Genomic DNA, 14674 nt, shown 5'->3' on the forward strand with positions numbered 1-14674 from the left:
TTTCAAAAATGGAAAAAACGGGGCGAAGGCCCCCACCCGCTTCGGCTATTTCTGGGTATCGATCTTGAAGGCGAAGTCCACATAGGCCTGCATCATGTCCCAGCGGGCCTTGTTGGAAAACGTGTTGGTAGGTACCAGCCTGTTGAAAAATTCGGGGGGCGGAAAGATCAGGGGGTTGTCCTTCACCTCGGGTGTCACGAACTCAAGCGCTGCGGTGTTGCCGTTGGGGTAACCGATCTCGTTGGGCATGCGCGCCGCGTTTTTGGCGCGCAAATAGAAATTGATGAACGCGTGGGCGTTGCGTGGATGCTTGGCGTTGACCGGAATCACCAGGGCATCCACAAACATCAGGGTCCCGGCACTGGGCAACGCGCCCAAGAGTTCGTCGCGATGGCCGGCGTCTTTCAGCGCGGTGATGGCGGAATCGATGTCACCCGACCACGCGATGCCCACACAGGCCTTGTCAGCCGACAACACATCGAGCATGGCGCTGCTGAATGCTCCGATGTCTGGGCGCACCGCTTTGAGCATCTCCAGCGCCCGGACCATCGAAGGCTCATCGGGCAGGTGGGGATTGAGGCCCAGGTAGTGCAGGGCCAAAGGGAATATCTCGCTCGGCGCATCGACATAGGCGATGCCGCAGGACTTCAGTCGTTGGGTGTAGGCGGGTTTGAACACCAGGTCCCATTCGTTGCTGGGGTAGGCCAGATCACCCAGCGCTTTGCTCACCCGGGTCTTGTTGACAAACAACGTGGTGTGGCCCCAGGCCCACGGGACAAAGAAGCGGTTGTCGGGATCGGCTGTCTCCATGCTCTGAAGAAATACCGGATCCAGGTTCTTGTAGTTGGACAACAGCGCTTTGTTCAAAGGTTGATAAAACCCCAATGTGGCCTGTGCCCCGCCGTAGTTGAGACTGGGAACCACCAGATCTTCGCTGTCGGCCTTGAACGCCATCAGCTTCTCCAGCTCCTCGTTGGTGCCGTAGGTGTGATAAATGACTTTGATCCCCGTCTCCCGCTCAAAGTCGGCCAGCATGCCTTCAGGCATGTAGTCGGTCCAATTTCTGAAGTTCAGTACGGGCTCTTCATCTGTGGCCTGGGCTACCTCAGTCGCCGCAGGACTGGGTGCGGAGGCCTGAGTCGTTTGGGGCGCAGCGGAATCAGGCGCAGGCGAGCAAGCGGCCGCCAACAGCAGTGGCATCAGCATGAGGCCCCGATACCAACGTCCGTTTCGGTGCACAGGTGCCAGAGGCTGGGTCACTGACAGCTCAAAGTAGGTCATACGGTCTTTCTGGAACGTTGGGCATTGCCCGGCAAGCCACGCAACTGCTGATCAGCTTATCGCAGTCCTGGCGCTGCAATGGCTCCACTTGACGTTGCATCAGTGACACCACCGACCACGCTTGAGGCGGTCGATCAGAACGGATCTGCTCCCATGCGCTTGGCGTACCATCGCGACAGGTGGGCAACAGGATTTTGCCTGCCTGCCCAGAAACTGCGCATCGTCTCCACCTCGAACGCCTGATCGTGCTTCATCGACAGCTAGGTGTGGCGCGATACCGTTCCAACACCCAGGAGAAAACCATGTCCGACATCTGGCTCAGCACCCTCAAAACAGCCACGCCTCAAGATGGGTACGACCTCGCCATCAAACTCTCCCGCATGGCCGTCAAGCTCACCCAACCATCGGCAGAAGTGCGCCAGAAACTTCGCGAGGACTACGCCAACAACGCCGACAGCCTGACGGCGGTGTCCAGCGTGGTCGCGATCCACTTCCAAACCGTGGCAGCCGCCAACGACCACTGGAAATAGGTCCACTCAGCGGCAAGAGAGCGGCGGGTTCAGGTAAGCCCTATGCATATCCGCATCGCTCGCAGTGACGAAGCCGGGGCCCTGGCCGAGCTTGCCTGTGCCGCCAAGGCTTTCTGGAACTACCCGCCCGCCCAGCTCGAAGCCTGGCGCGAAACCTTGTCGCCCACCCCTGCTTCCATCGCCGGGCGCCCCACTTTCGTGGCCGATGTTGACGGCACACTCGCCGCGTTCTGCCAGCTCAACCCCAGCGCCACGCCGGTCAATCTGGATCACCTTTGGGTCCATCCCCGATACATCGACCAAGGCCTGGGCCGCGCGCTCCTCGCCCATTGCCTGCAACGCTTGGCGATCCTGGGCATAGAAGCCCTGCACATTGATGCAGACCCCCATGCGGAAGCGTTCTACCGCAGGTGCGGTGCCACATGGGTCGGTGCCATCCCGGCACCCATCGAAGGTCAACCCGACCGCATACGCCCGCAGCTGCGCCTCGCTGTCAGGGCTGGGCTTTGCCCAAGCGACGCATCGGCGCAACCCCCAGGCCCATCCAGCTGAATCTTCGGGCCACGTCGACCCGCGCAGAGGGAGGGAGCGCAGGCACACGCACAGCGCGCACGGGCCACACAACCAATGCCCCCGTTCAATGGGCAAGCAGCTGACCGGCCTATCGCCCCGCCTTCTGTCAGGGCGCCAATGGCCGCCAGTGTTCCCCGAACCCAAAGACCTTACAAACGGCCCGCACGCACAAGCCCACCCAGTCGTGGGTAGCATCCTCCGCAACCATCCAATCGAACCACCCGACCCGAAAGAACAAACCTCTTGAAGCTGTACTACTCCCCCGGCGCCTGCTCCCTTTCGGTCCACATCGCCCTGCACGAAGCCGGCCTGAGCTTTGAGGCCATCAAGGCACCAACCCAGTCAAAGATCCTGCCCGATGGCAGCAGCTATCTCAACATCAACCCGCTGGGTTATGTGCCCTGCCTGGAGCTGGCCAATGGCGACAAGCTGCTGGAAGGCCCGGCCATCGTGCAGTACATCGCCGATCTGGCTCCCGAGAAAAATCTGGCGCCAACCCAAGGCACCATGGCCCGTTTACAGCTGCAAAGCTGGCTCAACTTCATTGCCACCGAAGTGCACAAAGGCTTCTCGCCCTTGACCACCCCCGGCATGCCAGACGACATGAAAACTCTGGCCAGAGACCGCCTGATGCAGCGCCTGCAATGGGTCAACGGAGAGCTGGCCGGCAAGCAGTATTTGATGGGCGACACCTTCACCGTGGCCGACGGCTATCTGTTTACCGTGTCTGGTTGGCCCGCCATGGTTGGCATGGACCTGAGCGGTTTGACCCACCTGGGCTTGTATCGGGCCAGGGTGGGTGCCCGGGCTGGGGTGCAGGCGGCAATGAGGGCGGAAGGGTTGATTTGACTCCCGCCTGAGTGCCGGCTCGATTCAACGACCGCGTGGGTTGCAAAGCTTCGGCCACTCGCTACCCCGCAACGATGACGTCTTTGAGCAAGCGCTCGTCCGCCTCAAGCAATCCCTCGCATTCGCCAAAATTGCGCTTGTTGTGGCAGAGGTCCAGAACGCGCCAGACATCTGGCCCCAGCCCCAGCATTTGCGGCAACGCTGATCAAATCAGACCCGTTCTGCGAAGCCAGCATGGCCCTCAGGGCAGCCGAAGACAGCCTGCTGGTCGACACGATTTCGATCAACGAAGAGCCTGCCGCGAAGAGGTCCAAACAAATGCAAGGGTCGGCGATCGTCTCCCGTCATGGCGCGGAACGACCACCGCAACGACCTTGAGCGGCTGCTCTTGCCTTTGGTCTCTCTGTTGAGACCTGCCGGGTTTCTGGGACGGTGGATGGGGCACGGACCTGGAGCTGCCCAATGATTCCAACGCCTTTCGAGTCGAGTTTCTGGAGGAAGCGACAACAGAAAAAAACGGCAAGGCCCGACCCTGAAGCCGGCTTGCCGCTCATGCGGCGTAACCGCATGAAGCCTCAAAGCCGGCTCAACAACTCCGCCTTTTTGTCCGCATATTCCTGATCGCTCAAAATGCCACGGCCTTGCAGCGCGGCGAGCTTTTCAAGGCTGGCAAAAATATCGTGGGAATTGGCCGTCGAGCTGCCTGCCGTGTTACCCGAAGCCATGTTGCTGTTGCTGTTGCTGTTGCTGTTGCTGTTGCTGTAGCTGGGTGCGGGTGGCGGTGGGGTCGGAGCCAGGGGGGGCAGGCCATTGATGCTAATCACCGGCAGACTCGTCAAATCCACATAGCCGTATTGGCTGGAGAATGTCACCGAGTAACCGCCACTTTGCTGCTGCGAGACCCCGCCAATGTTGTGGTCCAGTGTGTCGTAAATGATGACTTGTCCATTGACTTCCATGGCAAGACGGCGCGCCTGTGAAAACCAGGCGTAGCGCATGCCGTTTTGACCGCCCGCGCTGTTGGGCCATTTCAGATCAGGGCCCCACCAGTTGGCTTGCGCGGGCGCTGCGACAAACAGGCTGTTGCCATTGGTGTTCTCGCCCGAACCGCCGCCAAAGCTGTTGTAGGCCGTGTTGCCATTCTGGGTCTGGCTCTGGAAACTGCCGGTGCGCACCAAGTCAGGCTGGTTCAGGATCAGTCGGGACAGTTCCGAGCACAAACTGTCAACCCGGCCTTTGAGGTTGTTGTTGAACATGTCGCCGACCATGGTCATGCCGCCTTGCATCCACTGGCCAGAACCACCGAATTCAGAGTGGCTGAACTGCGCCATGCTGCCATTGCCGTTGATCACGGAGTGGAGCATGCTTTGCACGGCGTCGAAGCTGAATCCATGGCGTTGGGCGATGTCTTGAACGGCCTTGATGCCGGCGGGGGAGAGTTGAGCCATGAGAAATCCAGATTGAGTCAAAAAAGAGAAAATTGGCTGCCTTGCACAGCCGTGATGACCCTTCAATGTAGTTCATTCACAACTTTTTGGGTCTCGACAGGTCTCTAAAACCAGGTTCCGCTCTGAAAGCCAAGTCGGGTTTCCGAAAAATGGACATCAGGGACAAGAAGAAAGGGATGGCCCGATCGTGAACGGTGGTGACTGTGTTGGCCCGCACAGCGGCCCACGGCGCCCCGCCCTGAACCGACACACCCCCCCGAACCATCCAGGCTGCCGAGCACAGCCGCATCGGGGCCGCGCTATGCGCTCATGTCGTAGAAAAACTCCTCGCGCACGATCTTGCCGTCGCGAACCTGGTACAGGCCCACCTCGTCCATTTTCATGCGCTGGCCACTGGGCTTGTGCGTGACATCGATCTGGAATCCGACCACAAAACGGTCGTCGTGCGGCCAGGGGCCCGTGACTGTCGCCGAGTGAACCTCGTGGTTGTCTTCCCACCACTTGCCCTTGCCTTTCACCGCGTCCAGGCCCTTGGCCTCGCGCTCCATGCCCGGGGGCACACCGGCCTCGACGCTCACCACATCGTCGGCATACAGTGTCTCCAGCGCTTCCGTGTTCTTGCCTTGGCGACACAGTTCAACCAACTTGCTGGCGATCTCCATGGTGTTCATGTCAGTCCCTTTCAGTGTTCGCTGCGACGGACTGTCGCGGCCCCACGGTACGCCCCATGGCGCGCAAGGTCAATCGTGCAAGGCTTGGTGAACACCCGCGCTGGGGCCGGTTTCAGGCGCGCGCTGCGCCCAGTTGCGTCAGCCCAACCGCACCCCGTCGCCCGATCGCGCACCGGGCATTGAATGCACCGGAATGGGGCCCTCAAGCGTGGCGCACGGCTGGCGTCAGGCCAGGCGCCACCACGACCCCGCTCAAACGAATGCCACAGCCTTCTTCAAAGGCAGCTCCCGTACACGCTTCCCCGTTGCCGCGAAGATCGCATTCGCCAAAGCCGGCGCCGCGGGCGGCACGCTGGGCTCACCGATGCCTTTGATCTCATCGGTGGTCTCCAGCGCCCTCACCACGATCTGGGGCGTCTGGTTCAAGCGCAGGCCGGTGTAGGCATGAAAGTTGGTTTGCTGCGGGGCGCCGTCTGCGTAGGTGAGCTCGCAGTTGATGGCGTGGCCCAGGCCCCAGACCACGCCGCCTTGCACCTGCCCCTCAAAGTTGACCGGGTCGAGCACCTTGCCCACCTCGCAGGCCACAAACACTTTGTCGATGCGAATCCCTTGTGCCGTGGCCGTGACTTCCACCACCTCAGCCACCGGCACGCCGAACGACAGCGTGAACGCCAGGCCGCGCCCGCGCTTGCCGCCATCGGGCGCCGGCTCCAGCGGGGTGTCCCAGCCGCTCATCTCACCCACGGCCTGCAGCACCCGCTTGGAGGGTTCGTGTGAACACAAACGCAAGCGCTCGGCCAGCGGGTCGGCGCCGGCGGCTTGGATCAGTTCGTCCAGCGCGCTTTCGTGCAAGAAGCCGTTGCCCGAGGCCCCCACCGAACGCCACGAACTCACAGGCACGGCGGCCGGGGCTTTGTAGCCGGTCACGCGGTAGTTCGGAATGGCAAACGGCTGGTCCCAGGCCCCGGCCACGATGGCCACATCGGGTCCAGCGGCGGGGAAGCCCAGACGGCCCATTTGCGACGCCGTCACCGAGGGGCTGGCGATGCCCAGGTCCATCGTTTGCACTTGCCGGTTGCCCACCAAGCCGCGCAACCGGGCGATGGCCAGCGGGCGCGGGAAGTCGTGCGTCATGTCTTCTTCACGCGTCCAGGTCAGCTTGATCGGCACGCCGGGATGGGCCTGGGCGAGCAACGCGGCCTGCTTCACGTAATCGTCTTCCAGCCGGCGGCCAAAGCTGCCGCCCATGATCAACACATGCAGGTGGATGTTCTTGGCGTCAATGCCGGTCACGCCCGCCACGCCGTCGACCAGGAAACGCGGAATCTGCGTGCCCGTCCAGATGTCAAGCACGCCGTCTTTGAGCTGCACCACCGCGGTCATGGGCTCGAGCGGGCTGTGCGACAAATAGGGCACGCGGTACTCGGCTTCGATCACCTGCGCGCCAGCGGCGGTCAACGCGTTGTAGACATCGCCTTCGTCTTTGTTGCGGCTGTCCTGTTGCTCGGCGTTGAACGATGCAGCCACCAAAGCAAACAAGGCCTCGCTGGTCTCGGGATAGGGCGAAGGGCCCCACACGGGCTTGACCAGTGCCGCGCCCTGAAACGCGCGCCAGGTGTTGTTGGCGATCACACCAAAGCCTTGCGGCAGGGCCACCACCTTGAGCACGCCCTTGGCCTGCTCGGCCTCGCTGGCGTCAAACGACTGGATGCCGCCACCCAGACGCGGGTTGGCGCGCACCGTGGCGTAAACCATGTCGGGCAGGCGCAGGTCGATGCCGTACTGGGCCGTGCCGGTGGATTTGGCCACCATGTCGAGCCGCTGCATGGGTTGGCCCAGGTAGCGCCACTCGGCTTCCGGTTTGAGTTGCACATCGGCCGGGGGCTTCACCTGGGCTGCGGCCGCTGCCAGCGAGGCGTAGCTCAAGGCCCGGCCATCAGGCAAGATCACCGAGCCATCTTTTGTCTTGAGCTGCGCCAGCGCCACACTGTGTTGCAGCGCCGCCGCCATCATCAGCATCTGCCGGGCCACCGCGCCCGCCACGCGCAGCTTGTCGAACGCATCTGACACCGTGGACGAGCCACCGGTGATCTGCATGCCCACCAGCTTGCCGATCACGTCGCCCGCTTGCCGTCCGGCCCGCGCCAGCAGCGTGTCGCTGGTGGCCGCGATCGGGAAGCCTTCAACGGCCACTTTGCCGTTGTAATAGGCCGCGCTGGGCACACCAAAATCGGTCTTGAAATCACCCCAGGCGAGATCCATTTCTTCGGCCAGCAAGGCCGCTTGAATCGACACGGCGCCTTGGCCCATGTCGGCGCGGGGCGTGATCAGTGTGACGCCATCGGCATCGATGCGCACATAGGGGTTGAGCGTGGCCTCACCTTCGGCCAGCCCGTCCAGCAGCGGATTGTTGGGATCGCGCTTGTAGGCGAGGTAACCAACGGCCACGCCGCCAGCAACAGCGGCGGTGCCGATCAAAAAAGTGCGCCGGGCGATCGTGCCTGCTTTTCCCATGTCAGGCTCCCTTGAGTTTCTGAGCGGCGGTTTTGACGGCCAGGCGGATGCGCGGGTAGGTGCCGCAGCGGCAGAGGTTGGCCGACATGGCGTCATCAATCTGCTGGTCGGAAGGGTCGGGCTCGGTGGCGAGAAACGCCGCCGCCGTCATGATCTGGCCCGACTGGCAATAGCCGCACTGCGCCACCTGGTGTTCCACCCACGCCGCCTGCACCGCGTGCAAGGCTTCGGGGGTGCCCAGGCCTTCGATGGTGGTCACCGCACCGTTCACCGCACCCACCGGCACCGAACAAGACCGCATGGCCACGCCGTCCACATGCACCGTGCAAGCGCCGCAAAACGCAATGCCGCAACCAAACTTGGGCCCGGTGATGCCCAGCTCATCTCGCAGCACCCAGAGCAAAGGCATCTCGGGCTCCACATCAATCTCATGGGTCTTCTGGTTGACGGTCAACTGCATGGGGGAAACTCCTGTTCGTAAGCGTGATTCTGCGGGACGATCGGGAAGGCCGTCTTGCCCAGGGCGAAAAAGCCCCTGCCCGCCGTTCCTTATGCACCCTGCGGTCTGCCCACTACAGCGCGCGTTGCCGCCAGGCCAACGCCGCCCCCAGCCACAGCGCAATCGCTGAAAACACCAGGCCGCGCGCCAGCCCACCCGGGCCGTCGGCGATGAAGCCCACCACCGTAGGCCCCACGATCTGGCCGGCGGCGAACACGATGGTGAAAGCGCTGATGCCGACGGCCCATTGGGCAGGCGGCAGGTTGTGGCGCACCAACGCCGTGGTGGACGCGACCACCGACAGGAACACCCCACCAAACAACAACCCCGACGCCAGCACCAGCGGCCAGGCAGTGGTGAGCGCGGGCACGATGGTGGCCACGCCCAGCAAGGCATTGAGCAGCGCCAGCGCATGGCCGTTCTGGTGCTTGTCCAGCAAACCTGCCCAGATGCGCGATGACGCCATAACGGCAACCCCCAGCAGCGCGTAAAACAGCGTGACCGCGCCGGGGCTGCTGCCCTGTTCCTTGAGCAAGGCGATCACAAAAGTCATGTAGCCGATGTAACCCACACCAAAGCCGGTGTAGCCCGCCAGTGCATACGAAAAATCACGGACACGAAACACACGACCGTTGATCGGCGCCCGCGCAGCGCCCGGTGTCGGGGAGTGCGTTACCGGCGGTGCTTCGCTGGTCGCCAAAACGCGCGCCGGCCAGCGCATCAACAAGGTGGCCGCAGCACACGACAGCGCCAGTACCCACCAGGCCCAGGCCCAGGCATGGGGCCGGCCCGCAGCCAGCTCCAGCACCCAGGGCACACCCACCGCCGACAACGCAATACCGATACCGGTGCCGCCGTAATAGATGCCCAGCAAAAACCCGCTGCGCCGGGGCTGGCGCGCACCCAATCGCGCGGCCAACAACCCCCCTGCAATGAACACCAATGCACTCGCCACACCCGCCAGCAAACGTTGCAACAGCAGCGGTGTGGCTTCGGTGAAGAACCCGCTGAGCGCCATGAACACCGTGGCCAGCGCCGATCCCCAGAGCAGCAAGGTGGTGGCAGGTGTGCGCCGCAGCAGCCAGGGCGTAACCAGCGCACCGAGCAAGTAGCCCATGGCATTCGCCGTGTTCATGGCCCCGGCCAGCGTGTAGCTCCAGCCCAGGTCGTCGCGCATGGTGGGCAACAGCAGGCCGTAGGCAAAGCGCGTGATGCCCAGAGACACAGCGGCACCCAGGGCGAGCGCCAGCGCCAGCCTCACATAGGGCGTGGTGTCCACGGGCGGGGTATGGGGATCATCGGAAGGTGACATGGCCCAGCCATTGTGGCCTGCGTACCAACGCACACGTTGTCGCCTGCGCCTAAGCGTCACGCAGCGTTTCAGCAGTAGGTATTGCCGAAGCGCCCCAAATCTGGCCCCGCTCCTCGGGGGGCAGCGACCCGCGCAGCGGCAGAGCGTGGGGGCGTAACGACCACAGCGAAGGGCCGCCCCAAGCAAGGGCCGCCCCAAGCAAGGTCAGCCCCCTCGGGGGGCAGCGACCCGCGCAGCGGCGGAGCGTGGGGGGTTTTCTAGTCGCCCAAACCCACCGGCGAAGGCGCCAGCATCACGATGCGCGTGAACAGCCGATCAAACTGCGGGTTGCGCGGCACACGGCTGTTGAGCGGATCCTGGTTGGTGGCAAAAGCCGCATTGAGGGCGTGCCAGTCGGCGTCGGTCAGAAACTTCTCGGCCTCAGGCATCACCACGGTTTCTTCCAGCCGCATGTGCTCCAGGTAAAAGTCGATGTATTTCGACACCGCGGTTTCAAAAGCCTCGCGCCGCGAATCGCCCAGGTACTCCCAGGCCATGAGCAAATGCATGAGCTCGCGCACCCGGTTTTCGCCCTGGTGGTGGTCGCGCTCCAGCTGATCGATCACAGCCACGGTGTGCGGTGCCACCTTGGCCACACGCGGAAACAGCAGCTCCGATTCCTTGGGGTGGTGCAGCGTCTCCGGGAATTCATCGATATAGAACAACATCGCCCGCACCACCTCAAAAAAGCGGTCGTGTTCGCCCTTGCCCTCCGGATCGAGGCCGCGCTTCACCATCTGCCGCAGCGACTGCAGCATGGCCGCCAGCGAGGCGTGTTCGTCGCGGATCACCCGCATGGCTTCATGGTGGCTCATCGTTTGTCTCCTCTGCCCTGGTTGTGCCCAGGTTGTGTTCATTCGCCGACCATTGGGTCGGTGAATGGGAAGCTCGACTATCGCAAAGCCTGGCCCCCGCCACCTTGACCCACATCAAGCCTTTGCAGATGCCGAAGCCCCCAGCGCGGTCTGATCGGCGGCGCACACCGCCCCCGGCTACCGAGCGTTGAAACTGAACCACCGGTCTCGGTGGTGCACCAAATGGCGCATTCTGTTCCACCAACGGCCCCTTGAACCGCCCCATGACTGCCCCCTCAACGCACTGCTTTCACCCCATTCCCTCCGGGTTGCGGCCACAAACTCCATGCGCGGCATTGCGAACGCCTTGCACATGGACTTTAAGATCTGCAGAGCAAGCTGGAAAAATCGTGCCAACAGGCCCTAGCCCCGGGTCAAGCTCTGCGCCGGCCGAATCCTGGACCGAGGCACCCGCAATTGAAAGCCCCTGGTGCTGATCAATCGGAACGCCCTTGCCCGGGTTTCCAGCGCTTGAGCAACAAGGCATTGCTCACCACGCTCACCGAGCTCAGCGCCATGGCCGCGCCCGCGACCACAGGGCTGAGGTAGCCCAGAGCGGCCAGCGGAATGCCGATGGAGTTGTAGGCAAATGCCCAGAACAGGTTTTGCTTGATCTTGGTCACCGTCTTGCGCGAAATCTCCAGCGCGGCGGCCACCAGCGCCGGATCGCCCCGCAACAAGGTGATGCCCGCGGCATGCATGGCCACATCCGAACCGCCTTGACCGCCCTCCATCGCTCCCATCGCCATGCCCACATCGGCCGCGGCCAGCGCTGGCGCATCGTTGACACCATCGCCCACCATTGCCACGGTGTGCCGGTGTGTTGAAGACGCCTCAGGCTCGGGCTTGGGAACCATCACAGGGCTCCGGTCTGCCGAGAACATCTGGCCTTCGATCATGGGCACCGACTCCGGGGCCGGCGCTGCACGGGGCACCGCCCACTCGCCACGCTGCAAACGCTGAATGACTGCGGCCTTGTCACCCGGCAACACCTCGGCAATCACCTCGCCCTGGTCCGGGTCCAGCCCCAGTCGACGCGCCATCGCTTCGGCCGCGCCACGGTTGTCGCCCGACACCATGAACAACCGAATCCCGGCAGCGCGCAATTGCGCCATGGCCGCTTTCGCGCCGGGCTTGGGTTCGTCGCCAAAAGCCAGCAAGGCCAGCGGTGCCCAGGCGGTTCCGCCCGCCATCTGGCTGACCAGCACCGACACCGTGGCACCCTCCGCCTGCTGGTGTTCAACCGAAGCGGCCAAAGGCCCCAGCGCCACGCCCAGTTCGTCCATCCAGCGCACGCTGCCCAGCGCCAGACGCACACCTTGCACCGAGCCCTGTGTCCCCCGGCCCGAGACCGACCGCACCTCCACCGCCGCGTTGGGCGCAGGTATCCAGCCGCGTTCGCGCGCCACGTCCATGACTGCGTGGGCCAGCGGATGTTCGCTCTGCGCCTGCAGCGCCGCGGCCGCGCGCAAGGCCGCCTCTTCGTCCACGCCCGGCATCGCTTCCACCACCAGCAAGCGTGGCCGGCCTTCGGTCAAGGTGCCGGTCTTGTCAAACGCCACCGTGTCGACCTTGTGTGCGATCTCCAGCGCCTGCGCATCCTTGATCAGGATGCCGTGCTGCGCGGCCACCCCGGTGCCTGCCATGATCGCCGTGGGCGTAGCCAACCCCAGTGCGCAAGGGCACGCGATGACCAGCACCGACACCATGTTCAACATCGCCTCTTCCAGGGGCGCACCCAGCCACAACCACACCAGCAAAGTGACCAGGGCAATGACCAGCACCACCGGCACAAACACCGCAGCCACCTGGTCCACCAGGCGTTGCACCGGGGCCTTGCCCGCTTGGGCGTCTTGCACCAGGGCAATGATCTGGGCCAATGTGCTTTGCGCACCGACCGCACGCACACGAACCTGCACCGAGCCCTCACCATTGAGCGAGCCACCCGTCACCGCGTCGCCCGGCGCCTTGCTCACCGGCAAGGCTTCGCCGGTCAGCATCGATTCGTCGGCGTGCGTCTCACCATCGATCAGCTCACCATCAGCCGGGTAGCGCTCACCCGGCAGAACCCGAATCAGGTCACCCGGCAACAACTCGTCCACGGCCACGTCGGTGAGCTCCGTGCGGCGAATGCCATCGGGCAACAAGTGCGCCTGGTCAGGTCGCAGCGCATGCAGGGCGCGAATAGCGCTGGTGGTCTGGCGTTTGGCGCGGGACTCCAGCCACTTGCCCAGCAGCACCAGGGTGATCACCACCGCAGAGCCTTCGAAATACAGGTGCACCATTTCACCGGGCTCAGCGCCCAGCCAGAGCCAGGTCGACAGCGCCCAGCCCGCCGAGGTCCCGATGGCCACCAGCAACTCCATGTTGCCGGTCATCGCCTTCAACGCATGCCAACCGGCCTTGTAAAACCGCGCACCCAGCCAGAACTGCACCGGTGTGGCCAGCAAAAATTGCATCCAGCCCGGCAGCATCCAATGCATTCCAAACAGATCGCCAACCATGGGCAAGGCCAGAGGCGCCGAAAGCAGGGCGCCGATCAACACAGGCAACAGATCGCGCGAAATACCATGCCATTGCCCGCTGAGATCTTCGTCTATGGCGTCCATTGCGCGCGGCTCATAACCCGCGTCGCGCACCGCGCGCTTGAGGCGTGCCAGCGTTTCTACTGCGTCGCCGTCGCTGTTCACCCGGATGCGGGCCGACTCCGTGGCGAGGTTCACCGTGGCCTCGCTCACGCCCGCCTGCTTTTTCAAAACCCGTTCCACACGAGAAACACAGGACGCACATGTCATGCCCCCGACCCCGAGGTCGATCTGGGTAGAAGTGAGAGAAAGATCAGAAGTTTCAGTGGTCATTGTTTCTACGTTAACGAATCAGGCACACGCCCTGGCGCCGGTCTTAAACAGCATCAAGGCGGGCCAAAGGCGTGGTCCCCCTGCGGGGTGCCGCGAAGCGGCGCCGGGGGAAGTCTCGGTTATAAGCTTTACCCCCATGGGAAGGTCAAGCGACAAGGTGTATCTTCCACCATTGGAAAAGCGCTTGACCTTGACACCGTGTCAAGCCTCAAGATAAGATTTTTCAAACTACAAACCTCATCATGAACCAGACTTTCACCGTACAAGGCATGACCTGCGGACACTGCGAAAAAGCCGTGACCACCGCCATCAAAACACTGGATCCGCAAGCGCAGGTCAGCATCGACCGCGCCAACAACCGCGTCGAAGTGACCACCGAGCAAGCCCGCGAAGCGGTGGCCGCAGCGATCCAGGAAGAAGGCTACTCAGTCACCGCATGAAAAATGTCCCCCGTGTCGCGCCTGATGAAGCGTCGCTCGATGCGGTGTCATCGTGGCCGGTCAACATCGGCCTGGCCGCCCAGCTCTCGAGCATTTCGCCCAAGATGCTGCGCCACTACGAATCGCTGGGCCTGCTCGGCGAGGTGGTGCGCACCGAGAGCAACTACCGCCAGTACAGCCTCGCCGACGTACACACGCTGCGCTTCATCCGCCGCGCCCGCGACATGGGTTTTGGGCTTGACGCCATCACCGAGCTGGTCAGCCTGTGGCACAACCGCCGGCGCTCCAGTGCCAGCGTCAAACGCATCGCCCAAAAACACCACGACGAACTCGCCCTGCGCATCGAGGCTTTGCAATCCATGCAGCGCTCCCTCGACGGCCTGCTGTGCCATTGCCCCGGTGACGACCGCCCTTTCTGCCCCATCCTGGACGACCTGGCCCAGCTTTAGACCGGGTTCACTGGCTGGCCCGCCTGCACCCAGGCCTCGTAACCCCCCTCCAGAAACACCACCTCCCGGCCCATCACCCGCAGCGCGGTAGCCAGCGCCTGGCTGATCTCCTGGCCGTGTGCGCAATAGACCACCACAGGCACATCCGCAGGCACGCTGTCTTTCCAATCCAGCCACATCGCCGGATCGCGCCACTGAGCGCTCGGCAAGTGATGACCAGCACTCCTCAATGCGGCCATTTTCCGCACATCCAGCAAGGTCAATGCAGACCTTGCCTTCATCCGCTCGGCCAAAGCGCTGACCGAAATCGCCGTTGCCGTTGCCGTTGTCGATGTCACTTCTGTCATGTACTGCTCC

The 14674-nt window shown here is 63.3% G+C and carries 14 protein-coding genes; 5 read left to right on the forward strand and 9 right to left on the reverse strand.

Going from position 1 to position 14674, the window contains the following annotated elements; translation table 11 throughout:
• Positions 1-45: 45 nt before the first annotated feature.
• Entirely contained in the window at positions 46-1206 is a 1161-nt protein-coding gene (locus E5678_RS17115) for an extracellular solute-binding protein (protein ID WP_168708592.1), read from the reverse strand.
• Positions 1207-1583: 377 nt separating this feature from the next.
• Here E5678_RS17115 and E5678_RS17120 point away from each other — a divergent pair, with 377 nt between their 5' ends.
• From E5678_RS17120 to gstA, 3 genes are all read left to right on the forward strand, one after another.
• Positions 1584-1811, forward strand: a complete 228-nt coding sequence (locus E5678_RS17120; RefSeq protein WP_136179645.1) for a hexameric tyrosine-coordinated heme protein — start codon at positions 1584-1586, stop codon at positions 1809-1811.
• A 42-nt stretch (positions 1812-1853) separates the two neighbouring features.
• On the forward strand, positions 1854-2363 hold the full coding sequence (locus E5678_RS17125) for a GNAT family N-acetyltransferase (RefSeq protein WP_136179646.1): 510 nt from the start codon (positions 1854-1856) through the stop codon (positions 2361-2363).
• A gap of 264 nt (positions 2364-2627) precedes the next feature.
• Positions 2628-3233, forward strand: a complete 606-nt coding sequence (gene gstA / locus E5678_RS17130) for a glutathione transferase GstA (protein ID WP_136179647.1) — start codon at positions 2628-2630, stop codon at positions 3231-3233.
• 575 nt (positions 3234-3808) lie between these two features.
• Here gstA and E5678_RS17135 read toward each other — a convergent pair.
• The 7 genes from E5678_RS17135 to E5678_RS17165 form a co-directional block, all read right to left on the reverse strand.
• A complete protein-coding gene (locus E5678_RS17135; RefSeq protein WP_136179648.1) occupies positions 3809-4681 on the reverse strand; it encodes an SHOCT domain-containing protein in 873 nt (290 codons plus the stop codon).
• A gap of 299 nt (positions 4682-4980) precedes the next feature.
• Complete coding sequence (locus E5678_RS17140) at positions 4981-5352, reverse strand: nuclear transport factor 2 family protein (protein WP_136179649.1); 372 nt, start codon at positions 5350-5352, stop codon at positions 4981-4983.
• Between the two features lie 252 nt (positions 5353-5604).
• Positions 5605-7866, reverse strand: a complete 2262-nt coding sequence (locus E5678_RS17145) for a molybdopterin cofactor-binding domain-containing protein (RefSeq protein WP_136179650.1) — start codon at positions 7864-7866, stop codon at positions 5605-5607.
• A gap of 1 nt (position 7867) precedes the next feature.
• Positions 7868-8326 (reverse strand): (2Fe-2S)-binding protein, encoded by a 459-nt coding sequence (locus E5678_RS17150; protein WP_136179651.1) that lies wholly within the window; start codon positions 8324-8326, stop codon positions 7868-7870.
• A 112-nt stretch (positions 8327-8438) separates the two neighbouring features.
• On the reverse strand, positions 8439-9677 hold the full coding sequence (locus E5678_RS17155) for a YbfB/YjiJ family MFS transporter (protein ID WP_136179652.1): 1239 nt from the start codon (positions 9675-9677) through the stop codon (positions 8439-8441).
• A 257-nt stretch (positions 9678-9934) separates the two neighbouring features.
• Complete coding sequence (locus E5678_RS17160) at positions 9935-10531, reverse strand: hemerythrin domain-containing protein (protein ID WP_136179653.1); 597 nt, start codon at positions 10529-10531, stop codon at positions 9935-9937.
• 476 nt (positions 10532-11007) lie between these two features.
• On the reverse strand, positions 11008-13428 hold the full coding sequence (locus E5678_RS17165) for a heavy metal translocating P-type ATPase (protein ID WP_136179654.1): 2421 nt from the start codon (positions 13426-13428) through the stop codon (positions 11008-11010).
• A 242-nt stretch (positions 13429-13670) separates the two neighbouring features.
• On the opposite strand from E5678_RS17165, the gene E5678_RS17170 reads away from it, so the two are divergent.
• Positions 13671-13868 (forward strand): cation transporter, encoded by a 198-nt coding sequence (locus E5678_RS17170; protein WP_136179655.1) that lies wholly within the window; start codon positions 13671-13673, stop codon positions 13866-13868.
• Positions 13865-14317: a MerR family DNA-binding protein gene (locus tag E5678_RS17175; protein ID WP_136179656.1), complete on the forward strand. Its 453-nt coding sequence runs from the start codon at positions 13865-13867 to the stop codon at positions 14315-14317. The genes E5678_RS17170 and E5678_RS17175 overlap by 4 nt, the downstream gene beginning before the upstream one ends.
• Here the strand turns inward: E5678_RS17175 and E5678_RS17180 are convergent.
• Positions 14314-14664 (reverse strand): rhodanese-like domain-containing protein, encoded by a 351-nt coding sequence (locus E5678_RS17180; RefSeq protein ID WP_136179657.1) that lies wholly within the window; start codon positions 14662-14664, stop codon positions 14314-14316. The genes E5678_RS17175 and E5678_RS17180 overlap by 4 nt on opposite strands.
• Between the last annotated feature and the right edge of the window lie 10 nt (positions 14665-14674).

The sequence above is a fragment of the Hydrogenophaga sp. PAMC20947 genome (assembly GCF_004795855.1).
GTDB lineage: Bacteria > Pseudomonadota > Gammaproteobacteria > Burkholderiales > Burkholderiaceae_C > Hydrogenophaga.